Source organism: Sphingobium sp. DEHP117 (assembly GCF_030867385.1).
Lineage (GTDB): Bacteria > Pseudomonadota > Alphaproteobacteria > Sphingomonadales > Sphingomonadaceae > Sphingobium.
Genome location: NZ_JAPFBJ010000002.1, coordinates 903,415 through 922,199, shown reverse-complemented (window position 1 = coordinate 922,199; position 18,785 = coordinate 903,415). Strand labels below are relative to the sequence as shown.

The window sequence follows — 18,785 nt, the reverse complement described above, 5'->3', positions numbered from 1 at the left end:
TATTGAGTAAGAGGCGCGCAGCCATGCGCACTAACCGGAGACCAGAATGGACAAGCTAATCGACCTCATCGCCAAATCGCTGATGCTGCCGGCGGACAAGGTGACGGAAGACCTGAAGTATAATTCGATCCCCGAGTGGGATTCAGTTGCCCATATGGCGCTGGTGACCGAGCTGGAAGACGCCTACGGCATCATGCTGGAGACGGACGATATCGTCGGCATGTCTTCGGTCGCGAAAATCCGGGAAATCCTAAGCAAATATGATGCTGCGGCCTGACGCACTCGAAGGGCGCATCGCGCTCGTTACCGGGGCGGGACGCGGCATCGGCCTTGCCACCGCGAAGATGCTGGCCGAGGCGGGCGCGACCGTGTGGCTCAACGCCCGCACGGTAGGATCGCTGGAGCAGACCTGCGCCGAGATCGGCAACGGGGCACGTGCCGTCTATTTCGATGTGACCGATCCCGCCGCCGTGCGCGAGGGCTTCGTCACCATCCAGAAGGAATGCAAAAAGCTCGACATCCTCGTGAACAACGCAGGCATCCTGCGCGATGCGGTGATCGAGATGGCCTCGGTCGAGCTGATGGACGACATCTGGCGCACCAATTTGCGCGGCGTGCTGTTGTGCGCGCAATATGGCGCGCGATTGATGGCACGGGCGGGCGGTGGCAGCATCGTCAACGTCGCGTCCTATATCGGCCGGTTCGGCAATACCGGGCAGGCTGTCTATGGCGCGAGCAAGGCAGGCGTTATCGGCGCGACGCTCTCGCTGTCGAAGGAACTGGCCGCACGCCAGATCCGCGTCAACGCGGTCGCGCCCGGCGTGATCGACACGGACATGATCGCCGATCTGCCCGAGGAAAAACGCGAGAAGCTGCTCTCCGCCATAGGCATGGGCCGGCCCGGCACCGCTGAGGATGTGGCCAAGCTGATCACCTTCCTCGCCTCCGACATGGCGGGCTATGTTACGGGGCAGGTGGTCGGCGTCGACGGGGGCCTGGTTATTTGACAGGCTTCGCCGACGCCTTTTCTGCCCACGCCAGCCGCCCCTGCCTGCGCGATGGGGACCGCACCCTGAGCTATGCCGAGGCGCTTCAATTGGGGCGCGAAATTATCGGAGACTTGCCGCGGGAGCGTGCGCTCGTCATGCTGCGCTGCTCGCTCACCATCCCCTCGGTCGCCGCCTATATGGCCCTGCTGGCGGACGGGCATGTGCCGCTGTTGCTCGAAAGCGCGCTGGCGCAGCCGCTGCTCGACGGGCTGGCGGAGCTGTATCGGCCGGATGTGATCCTCGATCCGGCGAGCGGCGAGCGCACTGTCTCCACCGATGCGCCGGTGGCGCTCCATTCCGACCTCGGCCTGCTGCTCACCACGTCGGGCAGCACCGGCTCGCCCAAGCTGGTGCGGCTGAAGACCAGCGGCGTGGCGGCAAACGCGCTGGCGATTGCTGCCTATCTTGGCCTTGACTCGAACGAGCGCCCGCTGCTCCACCTGCCGATGAGCTATTCCTACGGCATGTCGATCATCAACTCGCACCTGATGGCGGGCGCCAGCATCTGCCTCACGCAAAAGAGCGTGATGGAGCCGGGCTATTGGGAAGAACTGCGCAGCCATGAGGCGACCTCGATCGCGGGCGTGCCTTTTCATTATATGGCGATCCGCCGCTTGGGCGAGAAGGGGTTGGACATCCCGAGCCTCAAGACGCTGACGCAGGCGGGCGGCAGGCTCGACCCCAGGATCATCAGCTTCTTCGCGGACTGGGCCGGGCGCACGAGCCGCCGGTTCTTCGTCATGTATGGCCAGACCGAGGCCGGGCCGCGCATCGCCTATCTGCCGCCGGACCAGGCCGCCGCCGCACCCGAGGCGATCGGCGTGCCGGTTGACGGCGTAGCCATCGACCTGCTCGACGATAGCGGCGCGCCAGTAGCCGCGGGCGAAGAGGGCGAGATGGTCGTGCGCGGGCCTTCGGTGATGATGGGCTATGCGCTGGCGGCAGAGGATCTGGCGCGTGGTGATGATCTGGGCGGCGTGCTCAAGACCGGCGACCTCGCCAAGCGTGGCGAAGACGGCCTGCTGCGCATCACCGGGCGCGCTGCGCGGATGCTCAAGATTTACGGCCTCCGCGTCAACCTGGAGGAGATCGACCGCCGTTTGGGCGACCTTGGCCACAGCGCCGTCGCCTTCGGTACGGACGATAGTTTGCGCATCCTGATCGAGGGCGAGGCGGACGCGCAGCGCGTGCGCGAAAAGGTGGTGGAGCTGTTCTCCCTCCCCCCGCGCGGCATTGAGGTGCGCTGCTGCCCCGGCATTGCGCGCTCCGCCACCGGCAAGATCACGGCCACCGCGCTGAATGAGGCGTGGGAGGCTGCCGGTCAACCCGCCACCGCAGGGAGCGCCGCATGATCGAGGAATTTTTCGAGCATCCGGTTTATGGCCTCGCGAAGGCGGAGAAGGCGGCGTTGCTGGGCAGTGAACTGGGCGAATTGACGCGGCATCATGACGCCGCCTGCGCGCCCTATCACAGCATCCTCTCCGCCTATCCGCCCGATGCGCTGCCCGGCGGGTCTGTCGCGCCGTTCCTGCCGGTCAGCATGTTCAAAATGCACAGCCTGTCCTCCGTGCCGCAGGATCAGATCTTCAAGACGATGACCTCCTCCGGCACCACGGGGCAGGCGCCCTCGCGCATCTTCCTCGATGCAGAGACCGCGCAGCTGCAAACGCGCGCGCTCACGCGCATCGTCACGTCTTTCATCGGGCCGAAGCGCCTGCCAATGCTGATCATCGACCACCCCAGCGTGGTGAAGGACCGCCGCACCTTCAGCGCACGCGGCGCAGGGATCTTGGGTCTGATGACCTTCGGGCGCGACCATCGTTTTGCGCTGAAAGACGAGACGATGGAGCTGGACTGGGCGTCGATCGAGTATTTCGTGCAGAAATATCCCGACTCGCCGATCTTTGCCTTCGGCTTCACCTTCATGGTGTGGCAGCATTTCCTCCAGCAGCTGAAGGCGGCGGGGCGCAAGCTGCCGTTCGCCGACGCGATCCTGATCCACAGCGGCGGCTGGAAGAAGCTGGAGGCCGAGAAGGTCTCGAACGACATTTTCAAGGGCGTGGCGCGCGATGTCGCCGGATTCGCGCGGGTGCACAATTTCTATGGCATGGTCGAGCAGACCGGCTCCGTGTTCATGGAGTGTGAGGCGGGCAGGCTGCACGCGCCCCTGTTTGCCGACATCATCATCCGCGACCCGCAGGACTGGCGCGAGTGCGCGATCGGCGAGGCCGGAGTCATTCAGGTGCTCTCGGTGCTGCCGCGCAGCTACCCCGGCCATTCACTGTTGACCGAAGACAGGGGCCGCCTGTTGGGCGAGGATGACTGCCCGTGCGGGCGCATGGGCAAGACGTTCGAGGTGCTGGGCCGCCTGCCCAAGGCCGAGGTGCGCGGGTGCAGCGATACCTTTGCGCAGCCGATTCCGCAGGGCGCCGCCGCATGAACCACGAGGCCGTTACTGCCAGCCCGCTCGACGCGGTTTCCGTTGTCCTGCCCCAGGGCACCAGCCTTGCCGAGCTGTTCGCGCGCACCCCCGCCCCGCCCTTCGCGCCCGATGCGCTGAGCTTTATGGAGAACTTCAGCCGACGCCTGCTGCGCGACCCGGCGGTGCGGCAATATCCGGAGCTGGTGGCGCTGGGTTTCTGGGCGCGGGCGGCGAGCATCAAGCGGCTCAACGTCCGCTTTGCCGAGGCCTATCCAGAGGCGGTGCGCGTGGCGCGCGGGCTCGCTTTTCATGTCGCGCCGTCCAACGTCGACACGATCTTCGTCTACTCGTTGCTGCTTTCACTGCTCGCGGGCAACGTCAACATCATCCGCGTCTCCTCGCGCGGCGGGGATCAGGCCGATGCGCTGATGCGCGTCCTCTCCGGCGCGCTGGAGGAAGCGGAGGACAGCGTGCGGGCGCGCATCGCCATCATCCGCTATGCGCATGACCGCGCGGTGACGGATGCGCTGTGCGCGCGCTGCCACATCCGTGTGGTGTGGGGCGGAGACGCCACCGTTTCGACCATCCGCCAAAGCCCGCTGGCGCCCACTGGCACAGAGCTGGTTTTTCCCAACAAATATTCCGTATCGGTCTTCGATGCCGCCGCATGGCTGGCCGCGGACGAGAAGGCGGCGGTGGCCAAGGACTTCGTCAACGACTCGCTGTGGTTCGGGCAGGCGGCATGCTCCTCTCCCCGCGCGGTGATATGGCGCGGCGGCGAAGACGCGGCGAATGCGGCAAGCGCGAGCTTCTGGGCCGAGGTGCGCGGCGCGGCGCTGGCCGCGAACTTCCCGCTCGAAGGTGCGGACGCGGTGGCGAAACTGCTCGCCGAACAGACAGCCGCGATCGAGGTGGGCGCTGAAGTTGTCGGCGGATCGGCGGACAATCAGGTGCGCGTCATCCGCCCGCCCCTGAGCAGACTAGGCGGCGCGCCTTTGGCCTCGGCCGGGTTTTTCGAGGATTACCGCATCGAGGGGCTGGCCGACCTGCTGCCCCACATCGCGGAGAACTGGCAGACCGTCACCAGCTTCGGCATCACGCGCGAGGACTGGGCGGGCTTCCTTGGCCAGCATCAGCCGCGCGGCATTGCCCGCATTGTCAAGCCGGGCCACGCGCTCAATTTCGATAGCCTGTGGGACGGGGTCGACCTGCTCACCCAGATGACCCGCCTGATCGTGATCGAATAAGGGCTATTCCCAGCCCGCAGCGTCGCGCGGGCAGGCGGGATAGCGCGGCACCGCGCCCTTGGGCTGTTCCGTGATCGTCACCACGTCGCCCCCGCGCAGCAATACGCGCGCATGGCCACTGGCAAACTCTATCTTCAACACGCACCGCTGAATGCGCCCGGCCAATGTGTTGGACCGCTGGGCCACATAGGTACCCGCCCGCCCCATAGTGACATGCGCCCACGCGCCGCCCTGCGGCTGGGGCATCGGCGTGTTGAGGCGGCGGTGCACCTTGTCCAGCAGCTTCATCACCGGGCCCTGATCGGCCTTGACGGCGAGCACCAGCCGCCCATCCGGGTTGCGAAATGCCACCGCGCTGAGCCAGCGCCGGTCGCTACGCGTGCCGATGCGCACCGCGCCGGGGTCAACCACGCGGAACAGCGAGGCGAGCGCCGTCGCCTCGGGCAGCGGCTCTACCTCGGGTTCCGCCGTTCCCGGCTCGGTCACACGCAGCATGTTGCCCGGCAGGGTGGCGACACGGCCGAGGTCCGGCGTGGCGATGTCATGCTTCTGGAAGCTGCTGATGTTCGCCTGAGTCAGCTCTTCGAACAGCATGCCCGCGTCCGCGCGGCCGAATTCGAGCATCGCCGTCTGCGCCTTGATCGCCTTCGCGCTTTCGCGGATGCGGCTGTAAGCCTGTTCCGTCGGCTGGATGCCGTAGCGGTGGTAAGCCAGCACCGAGACCTTCTCCGCCGCGCCGGGAATGCTCATGATCTCCTGCATATAGCGTGGCGCGCGGCGGGCAACCGAGGTCGACGGCGCTATGATGCGGGGCGTAGCGCCCTGTTCCTCCAGCCGCCGCGACACCGCAACGATCGCCGAGCCGATGCGCCGGCCTGCCCAGCCATCGCTGTTGTCCGGCTCCAGCACGATTTCCAGCGCGTCGGGCACCAGCCCGTATTTCTGCTTGAGGTGCGCGAAGGCAGCGGCGATCAGCTCGGCATATTCCTCCGGGTTGTCGGCATGCGAGAGCTGGCCTTGCTGATCGCTCCATTTCGAATCGACATAGGCCAGCGAGAACCGCATCGGCCGCCCCATCGCCTTGGCGATCCGCATGGAAGGAACGACGAAATTGTCCATGCGGAAATCCAGCTCGGAAAACTGGAAGCCTTTAGGGTTCGCGACCTTGGGGTCGGCGTTGTCGTTGACCTTCTCGTAGGCGTGTTGCTTGAAATCGGTGTAGGATAGCGCCCCACTACGGAATTGGGACCAGTAATCGACCGGATTTTCCGCGCCGCTGCGCAGCTCGACGCGCAGGCGGTTGATGCCGCCCTCCGCGATCATCATCGTCAGGATACGGTCACGCGCGGGCATCCAGCTGTCGTCAAAGCGGTTGGAACGACGGTTGAACTCCCACATCTTAGCGTTGGCTTCCCAGGCATCGATGGTCTGGAACGTCTCTGTGGGGACAAGGCCGACATTAGCGGGCTTGCGGCTGTCGCAGCCGCATAGGGCAAGCACAGTGGCTGCAAGAACAGAATATCGTATCACTCTCCGGCCCATCACCCCAACTCTAGCGAGGTCTTGGGCGCGCGTCAAAAGACCTTATCCCGGTCGCCGCAAACCGAGCCGCGTCTGAACGACCACCCAGACATAAGTCAGCGGAGCGTAGATATGGTAGCAAAAGTGCATCGCCATCGCGCCCAGCGACCGGAAAAAGCCGAGACGGCGGGCGAGAAAGCCGAAAAACGCGCGGTTGAGCCACATATAGAGCAACGCCAGCAGGGCGCAGGCGATTGCGACCGGCTGCACCAGCGCGGGCACGACTAGCGCCGCAAGCCCGATGCCGAACAGGCCCGCCACGATCAGCAGGGCGAGCAGGGACTTGAACCGTTCGACATGGCTGATGTTCAAATCCGCCTCGCCGGTCTTGCCATCGACGATCAGGCGCGACCAGGGCAGGGCGCGGCGCACGACATCGGTATGCCAGACGCGCCACAGGCTCCAGTCCTTCCAGTGCTTGCACAAGGCTTCCGGCACGAGGCGGATGCGATGCCCGGCGGCGACCACGCGCGCGCCCAGTTCGATATCCTCGATGCTGGGATGCTTGAACATTTCCACGTCAAAGCCGCCCGCATCGAGGAACACCTTGCGGTCGATCAGGCCAAGGCCGGACCAGAAGGTCTTGGCCTCGCGCTTGCCCTGCTGGTGGACGAAATGGTGGCGCAAATTTGCATAAAGGCTGGTCACGCGCTGGGACCATGGGGCGTCGTCATAGGAACCGAACGCCGCCTTCGCGCCATTGGCCTGCATGTCTGCCACCAGCTGCTCCAGCGCGGTGGGAGAGATCACCACATCAGCGTCGACGAACAGCAGCAGGTCCGATGTCGCGGCCTTGGCGGCCTCGTTGCGGCCATGGCCGGGGCCTTTCGGCTTGCCATCGTTGCGGATGACGCGCGCACCGGCGGCGCGGGCCATGTCGTCGGTCTCGTCGGTGGAGCCATCGCTGAACAGGATCAGCTCGTCGGCCTTCCAGCTCATCGCGTTGATCGCGTCGAGACAGCCGGGAAGCGTTGCCACCGCGTTATACGCGGGGATGATGACGGCTACGGTCGGGCGCGAAGCTTCAGCCATAGGATCGATCAGGCGACTTCGCGGATCCGGGCCGGGTCAGGCGCGCTGCTCTCGCTCGCAATTTCGGCCGAAGCCTCGACATCCTCATTGTGGTCCTGATCGACATCGACAGACCACAAGTCATGCGTCGCACCGAGGATATTGTCGACCGCCAGCGTGGCGGTGAGCACGGAATGATCCATGTTGTTATAGCTGTGCATGCCGTTGCGGCCGACGACCTGCAGGTTGCGCATGTCTGACAGCCAGCCGCGAATCATGTTCAGCGCCTCGCGATATTCGTCGTCATAGACCGGATAGGCCTTGTGCTGGCGAATGACGGTGCCGTCCTTGACCGCAGCGGCCTTTGCGAGGCCGAGCATCTCGATCTCCCTGGCGGCGTGGGCGATGAGGTCCGCGTCTGCGGCGTTCCACATCTCGTCGCCTTCTTCGCAGAAATATTCCATGCCGATGCTGGCTTTGTCGGCATCGGGCACAAGGTCCGCCGACCAGGAACGGAAGTTCTGGATGCGGGCTGCCTTCACCTCGGGATCGTGAATATAGATCCAGTTATCCGGGAACGGATCAGGCCCGTCGACAATCAGCGCGACGACGATGAACGCCCGATAGCGCAGCTTCTTCGCCGCGGCCTGGATCGCGGGCGGGGCCGGCGGCACCATGTTGAGCACCATGGTCGATATCGGCATCGACGAGATGAAATGATCGGCTTCGAGGCGGGTCGTCACCGTCTCGCCATCCTGCACATTCTCCACCTCGATCGCGGTGACCATGTCGCCTTCGCGATGGATACGCGTGGCGGTGGATTTCATCCAAATTTCCCCGCCCTTCTCCTCGATCCTGTCACGGAAGGCTTCCCACATCATGCCGGGGCCGAGGCGCGGATAATCGAAATTCTCGACGATGTTGCCGGTGTCGTGCGATCCGGACAGCGAACGCGCCACCGCCTTGCGCAGCGACATGTTGCGGATGCGCTGGATCGCCCAGTCCGCGCGGATCGCCTTGAACTGCTTGCCCCACACCTTCTGGGTATAGGGGCGGAAGAAATACCAGAACAGGCGCCCGCCGAAGCGGTTGGTGATCCACTGCTGGAAATTCTCCTCCTCCTTGTGAGGCATGAAGTTCCATTTGGCATAGCTGGCAAGGATCAGCGCCGATTCGTACAGGCCCATATTCTTGAGCGCGTTGAACAGGCGCAGCGGATAATCGAAATATTTGCCGCGATAGAAGATGCGCGTCTGGCGCGCGCGACGCAGGAACGGCTCTGGCAACACCTCTTTCCACAGCGACTCTACGCGGGCGACGCGGGTTACGAAACGGTGGCCGCCAATGTCGTAGCGGAAATTCTTGTAGTTCTCGGTGCGCGAAATGCCGCCGACCTTGTCGCTTTCCTCCACCACGATGACATGATGCAGGTTGCTGTGCTTTTGCATCCAGTAGGCGGCGGATAGCCCGGCGGGACCACCGCCGATGACGGCAAGCGTCTGGCGGCCGTCTGTGCTGTCCTTGGTGCGCACCTTCGAGGTAGCCGCAAGGCGTGTCTGATACCAGGCGATGGTCGGGCCAAGCCCTTCACGCAGTTTGAGCGTTGGCGCCCAACTGAGCGTTTCCCGCGCGCGGCTGATATCCGGCCGGCGGATATGTGGATCGTCCTGCGGCAGGTCCTTGTACACCACGGGCGATTTGGAATTGGTCATCGTCGTGACGATTTCCGCCAGCTCGCGTACCGAAAACTCCTCATCGTTGCCGATGTTGATCGGTCCGACGACCGAACCCTCGGAGTTCATCAGGCGAATGAGGCCGTCAACGGTATCATCGACATAGCAGAAGGAACGGGTCTGCGAGCCGGAGCCGTAGACGGTGAGGCCCTTGCCGGTCATTGCCTGCGTCACGAAATTGGGGACAACGCGCCCGTCGCCGACGCTCATGCGCGGGCCGTAGGTGTTGAAGATGCGCGCCACGCGGATCTCGACGCCATATTGGCGGTTGAAATCGAAGCAGGCGGTCTCGGCCGCGCGCTTTCCCTCGTCATAGCAGGCGCGCGGGCCGGTGCAGCTCACCGCGCCGACATATTTCTCCGGCTGAGGGTGGACGGTGGGGTCGCCATAGACCTCGCTGGTCGACGCCTGAAGCATCCGCGCGCCCTTGGCCTGGCAGAATTCGAGCACATTGAGCGTGCCGATCACGCAGGTGCGCAGCGTTCCGATCGGGTCCGCCTGATAATGGATCGGCGCCGCCGGGCAGGCGAGGTTATAGAATTGGTCACATTCGATATCCGGAAGCTCGTCACGGATATCGCCTTGAATAAAATGGAAATTCGGGTGGGAAGACAGATCAGTCAGATTCGATAGCGCGCCGGTCTGGAGATTGTCTATGCACCAGATCTGGTGCCCTTCGGCGATCAGCCGGTCGCACAGATGCGAACCAATAAACCCCGCGCCGCCAGCGACAATGATCTTCACTCTTTCACCCCTGTCAACTTGCCCTGACGCCCAGCCGCGATCAATTTTGGCGCAGCCCTTCTATCGTTGAAAGGTTAACGCTTGCCCAAACATCTGAAATGCGGACGAAGTGGAGAATCACTTCATCTGGTTGAACTATCGGGCAAATGAACACCGACGCAAGTTCGTTTATCATGATCGGCAACCTTTGGCCCGGCCCGCCTTCTCTTGGGATGGCATTATTTCCAGAACCAGGTCTGCCGACTGCCGCGGCGAACCCGTTCCCGGCGCATGACCCACCACATCCACAGGCCGCTCCCGCCGAGCACCGCCATCGCCACCCCGGCAATGCCGCCCACAATGTGGCCCGCCCCGCCCACGATACCGAGCGTGTGCAGATTGAGGATCAGGAGGCGCACCTTTTCGGCCATGCTGCCGCCCGGCCTGGGCGCTTCGCTGCCCGGCTTTTGCGCTCCGGTGAGAAGGTCGATCTGCACCGGCCTGTCTGTTCCCGCAAAGCGGACGATGGCAACCGGCGCGCCTTTGCGCGCCTCGAGCTTCAGCATTTCGATAGCGCGCCCGCCAGAGTGGGTTTCGACCTGACGAGCGGCCGTGACCAGATCGAGCGGCTGCACCGCTCCGCGACGCTGAATCGCCTGTTCCCGCGCCTTCTCGCTGAAGCCGCCTACCTCATCGACCTGAAGCAGGACGCCGGTAACGGCCATGAGAATAAGCAAAACGCCCGCCACGATCCCAAGCCAGCGATGCCAGCGCCGCCAGAAATTCATATACCCCCCTTTTGCTTCACATTGCCTTGGTTGAGCGATGTCGCGCCCATCCCAGTGCCAGCGCGAACCACGGTATCAGCCACACGACGCGCGCCTGATAGCGCGGCGCCACGCCCGAGAAGATAGCGCACACCGCAGCGTTCGCCAGCAAGCCCATGAGCATGATGACCACCATCCAGCGCTGGGCGCGGTTCAGCCCGCGCCACAGCCAAAGAAGCGCGATCACGCCCGCCCCAACAAGGGTGTTGTTCAGAAGCTCGAGCCCATCGTAAAGCGCGGGTTGCGGTGCGTCCCCCGGCGGCGAGTGCAGCACGATATCGCCCGCCGCGTTGCGCACAATCTCTGTATCGTAACGGAAATAGTTGAGCCGGAAGACGATCAGCTGCTCCGGCACGTCGTGCGCGACGAGGTAGAGCTGCTGCAACGGATAACGCTTGGTGGTCTCGATGATGATGGTGCGCTCTTCGGCGCGCACCCTGTCAAGCTGCTGCGGCGTGGCGCGGGTGACAAGGCTGTCCTTGCTCCACAGCATTTCCTGGACCGTCAAGGGGATGCGCGTGCCATAAATCTCGCAGATTGCGTAGCGGCGCGGATTTTTGCATTCCTCCTCCAGATACCAGCGCGCCGGGCCATTATCGACCGCGCGAGCCAGCGCCAGCGGATAATGTTTGGGCGAGATGCTGGCCTTTCCAAAGCCGACCAGCCCGGAGAGCATGACCAGAGTCACACCGAGCAGCGCGGGAGTCCAGAGTATCGCAAGTGCCTGCCCAAGACCCACCGGTACAGAACGGCGGAAGAGGACGAGCAGAGCACTGATCGCAAGCGCAGTGCCGAGGGCAATCGGCGGATGGCTGGTGTGCAGGGCCACGCCCAGCGCCGCGATGCCGAGCAGCAGGACCAGCATGACCCCGCTGAACCGCCTAGAGTAAAAAGGCAGGATCGCCATCACCGCGATAATGACGGGTGCATAGCAATCGGGCATGATGAAGGTCACGATCGGCGCGAGCGGGCTGGCGAACGCCGTAAATCCAGCCATTGCGGCAAAAGGGCGCCAACCCGGCCCGGCAACCGCCTCGAACAGCGCAACCAGCGCCAGCGCGGTGGTGCCCGCCTGGAACAGCGCAAGCCAGGTCATCGTCATGCCCGGCCCGCCGAAAACATAGCCCAGCACGCTATAGGGGATCGACCGCGCGACCTTGGTGTTTTTGCCGCCGTCCGCGCCGGGCTGCGCCTTGGGGGGGGGCGTCTTGCCACCAGTGGCGGGCAAGGCCTTGTTCGCCTCGGGCCCGGTGATATGCAATTTGCGCAACGCAAAAGTGACGGCCTGCTCGCCGCCATTCTGATAGGCTGCGCTGTCATCCATATAGGCGGGGCGACCGAAGATGAGCAGCGGCCAGAGCAGCAACAAGGCGAGCAATATGCTCCGCAGCAGATAGAGACGGTTCAATGAGACCGTCGGCACCGCTTTTCCTGCCCCCCAAACCATTTGGCCGATCCCCCGAGATAGTGCGCCGGTCGCCTCTTATACGGCAATTGTCTTCAATGAAGATAAATTATTGGCGATTTTGGCGCGCTTTAGCAAAACATCCTTTACGCGATTGCCATAAGACGCCGCTCAACGATACATGTTGCAGCGCAACCAGAAGCGGGGAGCAGGCTCCATCATGGGCAGGGGCATGAACGAAGGGGTGAATGTCGGCAAGCGGGAGTGGGGCGCGCTGGCGCTCGTGCTCGCGCTTGCACTGGCATTGCGGCTGTTCAAGGCGGACGCCTCGCTCTGGTACGACGAGATATTCACGGTCGTGAATTATGTGCGCTTGCCGACCTCGCAGTTGATTGGCGTCTTCGATTCGCTGAACAATCATATGCTTTACAGCCTGCTGGCGCAGGCCAGCGTAGGCCTGTTCGGAGAAAATCCGGCGGCGCTGCGGCTGCCCGCGATCCTGTTCGGCGTGGGGAGCATCTTTGTGCAGTGGCGGATCGCGCGGCGGATGATGGGGGCGCCGGGCGCCCTCGTCGTCGCGCTGTTGCTCGCGCTATCCTATCATCATGTGTGGTTCTCTCAGAACGCGCGGGGGTATACCGGGCTATTGTTTTTCTGCTCGGCGGCGACTCTGGCGTTCATCAAGGGGCTGGAGAAACCGGGCTGGCGGATCTGGGCGAGCTATGGCCTGCTGGTCGCGGCGGCGATGTATACGCACATGTCGGCAGGCTTTTTCTTCGTGGCGCACGGTGTGGTCTACGCATGGATGGCCGGGCGGGCGCTACTCGGGCGGGGCGCGCAGTATAGGGAGCCCGGGCTGCTGAGCTGGGGCCCGATATTCGGCATCACGCTGAGCATCATCATAACCCTCGCGCTCTATGCGCCGGTAATCCAGCAGGCGTTGAGCACCATCAACGAAGTGTCCAAGGCATCCGCCGCTCCCAGCGGTGCGGCACTGGCGGAATGGCGCAATCCCCTGCGCGCTGTGCAGGAGATCGGGCGCTCGATCTCGAGCGCGGGGCCGCTGGTGCCTGTCATCGTGCTCGGCGCTTTGTTGGTGCTGGCGGCGGGCGTGATCGATCTTTATCGCCGCAGCCCGGTGCTGGTCACCATCTATGTCGTGCATGTGCCGCTTGCGATGCTGCTGCTCTATATCGTCGGCGTGCGCATCTGGCCGCGCTATTTCTTCGTCGATATCGGTTTCATCTTCATGGCGATTGTCGAGGGCGTCTATGTCTGGAGCCGCATCCTCGCGCCCTGGCTGCGATGGCAGGGCAAGTCCATGTTCGACGCGCCGTGGATCGCGCGGTTCGGCATGGTGATGATGGTGCTGGTGTCCATCGCCCTGCTGATACCCAATTACCTGCACCCAAAGCAGGATTTCACCGGCGCACGCGACTTCCTGCGCAGCTATGCCAAGCCGGGAGACAGCATCGCCGCCATCGGCCTGGCGGGATATGCCTATGGCCATTATTATGCGCCGGAGTTCACGGTGGTGGAAACCGGGGCGGAGCTGGAGCGCCTGCGCCGCGCCACCAAGGGACGTTCGTGGGTGGTGATCGCGTTCCCGAACCAGACGCTGAACGCGCGGCCTGACGTGAAGGCAGAGCTGGTCGCCCACTATACCGACATGGACACCTTCAAGGGCACGCTGGGCGATGGCGAGGTCTGGACGCTGATCGACAAGGGCGCGGCGAAGCCATGACGCGCAGCTTCGTCCTCATCGGCCGCGCAATGATGCATCCCCGCCTCAAGCTGGCGCGGGACCTGGGCATGCTCTGGGTCGGGCAGATCGGCACCAAGGGCATCGCCTTTCTGGCATTTGCGATTCTGGCCCGGCGCCTGCTGCCTGAAGAATATGGCGCGGTGGAATATGCGATGGGGCTGGCGACACTGGCCACGCTGGCGATCGACGGAGGGCTGGGCTCGGTCGGCGTAAGGCGGCTGACGCAGGGGCATCAAAGCGCGGACGAGCTGGTGGCGCTGATCCCCGCCGCGCAACTATGCCTCGCGCTCGTCATCGCTCCGGCGATGGTGCTGTTCACATGGTTCTACACCGAGGACGCGAATGCGCTGAAGCTCACCTGCCTCGTGGCGCTGAGCCTGTTCATCCCGCCGTGGAAGCAGGACTGGCTGTTTCAGGCCAAGGGGATGATGAGCCAGGTGGTGCTGGCGCAGTGCGTGCGGGTGATCTCGTTCATGCTGGGCTGTGTGCTGCTGGTGCGGGGCGATGCGGACGTGGTGCGCGTGGGCTTTGCCGAGATACTCTCCGTGCTGCTGGCGACCGGCTATCTCATGAGCGTGCAGCACCGGAAGGTCGCGCCGCTGCGGTTGCGGTTCGCGCTGCACAAGCTCGCCGACCTGCTGCGCGAGGGCGCGGCGATCGGGCTGGGGGCGATATGCTGGGCGCTGTTTCAATACGCGCCGCTGCTGATCCTCGCGGCGATGGCGGGGATGACCGACACCGCCTATTTCGGCGCGGCGCACAGGCTCGGCGTATCGCTCGTCACCTTCAGCTGGCTCTATCACTTCAACCTCTATCCCGTCATCTCGCGCCGGGTGGAGGGAGACCGCGCGGCGCTGGCAGGCCTCACCCGCATGTCGGTGCGCGCGTGCGCGTGGGGCGGGATTGGCCTGGCGCTGGCGCTGGCGCTGATGGCGGAGCCGCTGTTGCGCCTGCTGTTCGGCGCGGGATTCGAGCGGGCGTCCATGCCTTTTTCCATGTTGATATGGACTTTTCCGCTGACGCTGCTGTCGGGGCATGCGCGGTGGATCTTGATTGCGGCGAAGCGCGGGAACGACATGCTCGTCTCGCAGATAGCGGGGGTTTGCGCTGCGATTCCAATGGCTTATCTGCTAATCGGCCCGCTCGGCTTCGGCGCTACCGGCGCGGCGGCGGCGATGAGCATCGCCTGCGCGGTGGTGTGGGGCGTATCGCAATATTACACGCACAAGCGCGGCCATGACGTGCCGTTCTTGCCTGCCCTGCCCGCGATGATCGCCGCCGGTCTGATCCTGCTGGGCGCGCGGCAGCTGGCGCTCGATCCCTTGACGGCGACCTCCATCGGCATGGGCCTGTTCCTCGCCGCCGCCTTTGCCTTCGACCATCACCTGATTGCCGAGGTGCGCCAGCTCATCAAGGGCGACGCGCCGCGCATCCCCGCCCCTCATCCCCATCAACCCGCGCCCGACGGCGCACAGCACTGAACCGAACGGAGCCTCCATGCCTTCTGCGCATTACGAACAAACTCTCTCCCGCCTTGAGGACGGCACCGCCACCATCGGCATCATCGGCCTGGGCTATGTCGGCCTGCCGCTGGCGCTGGCGGGGGTGAAGGCCGGATACAGAGTGATCGGTTTCGACATCAGCCAGGGCCGCGTCGATGCTATCAACGCGGGCGAGCAGGTGATCTCGTACATGGACCCGACCGAGATGCGCGAGGCGCTGGCCGCAGGAAAGTTTGAGGCGACGGCGGATTTCGCCCGGCTGGGCGAGCCGGACGCTCTCGCCATCTGTGTGCCGACACCGCTGACGCGCAACCGCGACCCCGACCTCTCCTATGTCGTCAACACGGCCGAGATGATCGCCAAGACGCTGCGCCCCGGCCAGCTCGTCGTACTCGAATCGACCACATGGCCCGGCACCACGCGCGAGGTGGTGCAGCCGGTGCTGGAGGCGGCAGGCGGCATTTTGGGTGAAACCTTCTTCCTCGGCTTCTCTCCGGAGCGCGAAGACCCCGGCAACCAGAGCTTCAACACCAAGACCATTCCCAAGCTGGTCGGCGCGGACGACCCGCAATCGCGCAAGCTCGCCGAAACATTCTACGGCAAGACGGTCGCCAAGGTCGTGCCGGTCAACAGCGCGGCGGTGGCGGAAGCGGCGAAGCTGACCGAGAACATCTTCCGCGCGGTCAACATCGCGCTCGTGAACGAGCTGAAGCTGGTGTACGCCGAAATGGGCATCGACGTGTGGGAAGTGATCGCCGCCGCCGCGACCAAGCCGTTCGGCTATCAGGCATTCTATCCCGGCCCCGGCCTTGGCGGCCACTGCATCCCGATCGACCCGTTCTACCTCACCTGGAAGGCACGGGAATTCGGCATCGAGAGCCGCTTCATCGAGCTGGCCGGCCAGATCAACACCGCGATGCCGCGCTATGTGGTGGGCGAGCTGGCGCGTGCGCTGAATGCGCAATCGGGCAAGGGCCTGAAGGGCGCGAAGGTGCTGATCCTTGGCCTCGCCTACAAGTCTGACGTGGATGATCTGCGCGAAAGCCCCTCGCTCACGCTGATCGACCTGATCGAGGCGCAGGGCGCGCATGTCGATTTCCATGATCCGCATATCCCCGTCGTGCCGATGACGCGCGAACATGCCGAGCTGGCGGGCCGGGCATCCGCCCCGCTCGATCCGGCGAGCCTCGCGGGCTATGACGCGGTGCTGATCTCGACCGACCATGCCGCGGTCGATTATGCGCTGGTGGCAAGCCACGCGAAGCTGATCGTCGATACGCGCAACGCGCTCGCCAAGCGGGGCATCAACGCGGCGCAGGCTGTGAAGGCGTAAATATTTGCGCATCCTCCAGCTCTGCACCCGCTTCCCGCCCGGCGGCATCCAGCGTCATGTGATCGACCTGACGCTGGGCCTGCGCGCGCGCGGGCAGCAGGTGTGGATCGCGGGCACGCGCGGGGCGTGGATGGACGAGCAGAAGGACGCGCGCTTTCGCCACATCGATGTGCATAATGTCGCGGCCGAAGGCGGATCGACCCCGCGCCGCCTGTGGACCGCGCTGAAAAGCGGGCTCGCGCTGCGCAAGGTGCTGAAGGCCGAAGGGATCGAGCTGGTCCACGCGCATGAGAGCGCGCCCGCGCTGGTGGCGTGGGTGGCGACGCGGGGACTTGGGATTCCCGTATTCGTGACCTTTCACGGCGCGGAGCCGGAGCGGATCGCGGAGTTCGGCCGTATCGCGCGGATGTGCGCGGACCTCATCATCACGCCGAGCTACAACAGCGCGCGCGATCTGATGACGCAAGGCGGCGTGCCGGAGGACAAGGTGCGGGTCATGGGCCTTGGCGTGCAGCAAAAGCCGCGCCCGCCGGTGGAGGAAGTCGCTGCGCGCAAGGCGGAATTGCTGGGCGCGCAAGGAAAGACACTGATCGTCACCGTCGCGCGGTTGGCGCATCAGAAGGCGATCGATCATCTGATCCTCGCCGCCAAGAAGGCGCTTGGCATCAACCCGGCGCTGCGTTTCGTGGTGGTGGGCGACGGGCCGCAGCGCGAGCAGGCGCAGGCGTGGCTGGCGGAGGCTGATGTCGGCGAGGCCGTGCGCTTCATCGGCCATAGCGACAATGCGCCGCTCTATATGGCGGCGGCAGACCTGTTTTTCCTGCCCTCGCGCTGGGAATCGCTGCCAATCACCATCGTCGAGGCGTTTCAGCAGGCGACGCCAGTGCTCGCCACCGATACGGCAGGCGTGACCGAGCTGGTGAGCCCGGATGTCGGCGCGGTGGTGCCGGTGGGGGATGTCGACGCGATGGTGGCACAGTTGATCACGCTTACGGCGGACGCGGCACGCTTAGCCGCCATGTCCGACGCGGCGCTCAAGCGTTCGCAGGATGAGCGCTTCTCTCCGCCTCATGTGCAGGCGGCGTTCGAGGCGCTTTATGCTGAGCGGCTGGGCCGGACATGAGCTGGCAGGGCCGCAGCGTATGCATTACCGGCGGCACCGGATTTATCGGCGGGGCGCTTGCCGCCCGGCTGGCGGAGCTGGGCGCGCAGGTGATCGTGCCGACGCGCGACAAGAGCCGCATCGGCAAGGGCAGTGGCGCGATACGGTACATCGCCGCGCGGGATATGGCGGCAGCGCTGCCGGGCGTGAGCGCGCTGTTCAACCTCGCTTATGATTTTCGCCGCTCGGCCGAAGAAAACATCGCGCTTTACGTAAAGACGGCCGACGCATGCGCCTTGGCACAAGTACCGATGCTGGTGCAGGCCAGCTCCATCGCCGTCTATGACGACTGGCCGCTTGGCGACGTGACCGAGGCATCACCGTGCGACGCGCCCGGGCATGATTACAAGAACGCCAAGCGCGCGATCGAGCGGGACATTGCGCGCCGCGTGGGCGAAGGGCAGTTTGACGCGGTGATTTTGCAGCCCACGATCGTCTATGGCCCCGGCTCGCCGCAATGGGCGGATGCGCTGGCCGAGAAGATGACTGGCGGCACGCTGATCCTGCCCGATTGTGACGATGGCCTGTGCAACGGCCTCTATATCGACGATCTGGTGAGCGCATTCATCGCGGCGGCGGAGCTTAAACACGGCGGGGCGGAGCGGTTCATCGTCTCCGGGCCGGAAGCCTTCCCGTGGAACCGGCTGCTCGGCGCCTATGCGGAGGCATGCGGCGCGACGGTGCGCCATGAGCCGACGGCGCCCTATGTGCCGCGCCCGGCGGCAAAGCCCTCCGCTCTTTCCGCGCTGGTGCAACGGGCGAGCGCGATCGCCGCCAGCCTGATCGGCACCGCGCGGCTGGAAAAGCTGCGCGGCTGGGCGATGGCGCGCAAGCCCGGCCCACGCATCTGGCGCCCGGCGGCGGAGAACCCGAAGCTGTTCCTCGGCACCGGGGTGGCGCGCACCGACACAATGCGCGCGCACCTCTTCGTGCCGCAGGTGGGCGCGGAAGAGGGCATCGCGCGTACCTGCGCCGCGCTAAGCGAGAAATATAAAAGGGTGCGTTAGGAGCAACCATTGTCATTC

The 18,785-nt window shown here is 64.7% G+C and carries 15 protein-coding genes; 10 read left to right on the top strand and 5 right to left on the bottom strand.

Annotation, left to right across the window (positions count from 1 at the left end; translation table 11 throughout):
• Window positions 1-46 precede the first annotated feature (46 nt).
• The 5 genes from OOT33_RS11455 to OOT33_RS11435 are packed head-to-tail and all read left to right on the top strand — an operon-like array spanning window position 47 to window position 4,718.
• Window positions 47-277 (top strand): phosphopantetheine-binding protein, encoded by a 231-nt coding sequence (locus OOT33_RS11455; protein ID WP_307750153.1) that lies wholly within the window; start codon window positions 47-49, stop codon window positions 275-277.
• Window positions 264-1,007, top strand: a complete 744-nt coding sequence (locus OOT33_RS11450) for a glucose 1-dehydrogenase (protein ID WP_307750152.1) — start codon at window positions 264-266, stop codon at window positions 1,005-1,007. The genes OOT33_RS11455 and OOT33_RS11450 overlap by 14 nt, the downstream gene beginning before the upstream one ends.
• On the top strand, window positions 1,004-2,401 hold the full coding sequence (locus OOT33_RS11445; RefSeq protein ID WP_307750151.1) for an AMP-binding protein: 1,398 nt from the start codon (window positions 1,004-1,006) through the stop codon (window positions 2,399-2,401). Before OOT33_RS11450 ends, OOT33_RS11445 begins: the two co-directional genes overlap by 4 nt.
• Window positions 2,398-3,489 (top strand): acyl-protein synthetase, encoded by a 1,092-nt coding sequence (locus OOT33_RS11440; protein ID WP_307750150.1) that lies wholly within the window; start codon window positions 2,398-2,400, stop codon window positions 3,487-3,489. The genes OOT33_RS11445 and OOT33_RS11440 overlap by 4 nt, the downstream gene beginning before the upstream one ends.
• A complete protein-coding gene (locus OOT33_RS11435; protein ID WP_307750149.1) occupies window positions 3,486-4,718 on the top strand; it encodes an acyl-CoA reductase in 1,233 nt (410 codons plus the stop codon). The genes OOT33_RS11440 and OOT33_RS11435 overlap by 4 nt, the downstream gene beginning before the upstream one ends.
• Before the next feature lie 3 nt (window positions 4,719-4,721).
• Here the strand turns inward: OOT33_RS11435 and OOT33_RS11430 are convergent, their stop codons facing one another.
• The 5 genes from OOT33_RS11430 to OOT33_RS11410 form a co-directional block, all read right to left on the bottom strand.
• Window positions 4,722-6,248, bottom strand: a complete 1,527-nt coding sequence (locus OOT33_RS11430) for a glycoside hydrolase family 30 beta sandwich domain-containing protein (RefSeq protein ID WP_307750148.1) — start codon at window positions 6,246-6,248, stop codon at window positions 4,722-4,724.
• Between the two features lie 54 nt (window positions 6,249-6,302).
• Window positions 6,303-7,331, bottom strand: coding sequence for a glycosyltransferase (locus OOT33_RS11425; protein WP_307750147.1), 1,029 nt, complete (start codon window positions 7,329-7,331; stop codon window positions 6,303-6,305).
• Between the two features lie 8 nt (window positions 7,332-7,339).
• A complete protein-coding gene (locus OOT33_RS11420) occupies window positions 7,340-9,787 on the bottom strand; it encodes an NAD-dependent epimerase/dehydratase family protein (protein ID WP_307750146.1) in 2,448 nt (815 codons plus the stop codon).
• Between the two features lie 218 nt (window positions 9,788-10,005).
• Window positions 10,006-10,554, bottom strand: coding sequence for a PepSY domain-containing protein (locus OOT33_RS11415; protein WP_307750145.1), 549 nt, complete (start codon window positions 10,552-10,554; stop codon window positions 10,006-10,008).
• 16 nt (window positions 10,555-10,570) lie between these two features.
• The gene (locus tag OOT33_RS11410; protein WP_307750144.1) at window positions 10,571-12,016 is read right to left on the bottom strand and encodes a hypothetical protein; all 1,446 of its coding nucleotides are present in this window, start codon (window positions 12,014-12,016) and stop codon (window positions 10,571-10,573) included.
• A gap of 163 nt (window positions 12,017-12,179) precedes the next feature.
• On the opposite strand from OOT33_RS11410, the gene OOT33_RS11405 reads away from it, so the two are divergent.
• From OOT33_RS11405 to OOT33_RS11385, 5 genes are read left to right on the top strand one after another with little or no spacing between them, the layout of a single operon-like run.
• The gene (locus OOT33_RS11405) at window positions 12,180-13,742 is read left to right on the top strand and encodes a glycosyltransferase family 39 protein (RefSeq protein ID WP_307750143.1); all 1,563 of its coding nucleotides are present in this window, start codon (window positions 12,180-12,182) and stop codon (window positions 13,740-13,742) included.
• Complete coding sequence (locus tag OOT33_RS11400) at window positions 13,739-15,244, top strand: oligosaccharide flippase family protein (protein WP_307750142.1); 1,506 nt, start codon at window positions 13,739-13,741, stop codon at window positions 15,242-15,244. The genes OOT33_RS11405 and OOT33_RS11400 overlap by 4 nt, the downstream gene beginning before the upstream one ends.
• 16 nt (window positions 15,245-15,260) lie before the next feature.
• Complete coding sequence (locus tag OOT33_RS11395) at window positions 15,261-16,598, top strand: nucleotide sugar dehydrogenase (RefSeq protein ID WP_307750141.1); 1,338 nt, start codon at window positions 15,261-15,263, stop codon at window positions 16,596-16,598.
• A gap of 4 nt (window positions 16,599-16,602) precedes the next feature.
• Window positions 16,603-17,721 carry a glycosyltransferase gene (locus OOT33_RS11390; RefSeq protein WP_307750140.1) on the top strand — a complete coding sequence of 373 codons (1,119 nt, stop codon included), beginning with the start codon at window positions 16,603-16,605 and terminating at the stop codon, window positions 17,719-17,721.
• Window positions 17,718-18,767, top strand: coding sequence for an NAD-dependent epimerase/dehydratase family protein (locus OOT33_RS11385; RefSeq protein ID WP_307750139.1), 1,050 nt, complete (start codon window positions 17,718-17,720; stop codon window positions 18,765-18,767). The genes OOT33_RS11390 and OOT33_RS11385 overlap by 4 nt, the downstream gene beginning before the upstream one ends.
• The last annotated feature ends 18 nt before the right edge of the window (window positions 18,768-18,785 follow it).

Bases quoted from the DNA above. Each gene is read 5' to 3' on its own strand.
- OOT33_RS11405 (WP_307750143.1), top strand. From the start codon at position 12,180: ATGTTGCAGCGCAACCAGAAGCGGGGAGCAGGCTCCATCATGGGCAGG.
- OOT33_RS11440 (WP_307750150.1), top strand. From the start codon at position 2,398: ATGATCGAGGAATTTTTCGAGCATCCGGTTTATGGCCTCGCGAAGGCG.
- OOT33_RS11450 (WP_307750152.1), top strand. From the start codon at position 264: ATGCTGCGGCCTGACGCACTCGAAGGGCGCATCGCGCTCGTTACCGGG.
- OOT33_RS11455 (WP_307750153.1), top strand. From the start codon at position 47: ATGGACAAGCTAATCGACCTCATCGCCAAATCGCTGATGCTGCCGGCG.
- OOT33_RS11415 (WP_307750145.1), bottom strand. From the start codon at position 10,554: ATGAATTTCTGGCGGCGCTGGCATCGCTGGCTTGGGATCGTGGCGGGC.
- OOT33_RS11435 (WP_307750149.1), top strand. From the start codon at position 3,486: ATGAACCACGAGGCCGTTACTGCCAGCCCGCTCGACGCGGTTTCCGTT.
- OOT33_RS11400 (WP_307750142.1), top strand. From the start codon at position 13,739: ATGACGCGCAGCTTCGTCCTCATCGGCCGCGCAATGATGCATCCCCGC.
- OOT33_RS11385 (WP_307750139.1), top strand. From the start codon at position 17,718: ATGAGCTGGCAGGGCCGCAGCGTATGCATTACCGGCGGCACCGGATTT.
- OOT33_RS11425 (WP_307750147.1), bottom strand. From the start codon at position 7,331: ATGGCTGAAGCTTCGCGCCCGACCGTAGCCGTCATCATCCCCGCGTAT.
- OOT33_RS11395 (WP_307750141.1), top strand. From the start codon at position 15,261: ATGCCTTCTGCGCATTACGAACAAACTCTCTCCCGCCTTGAGGACGGC.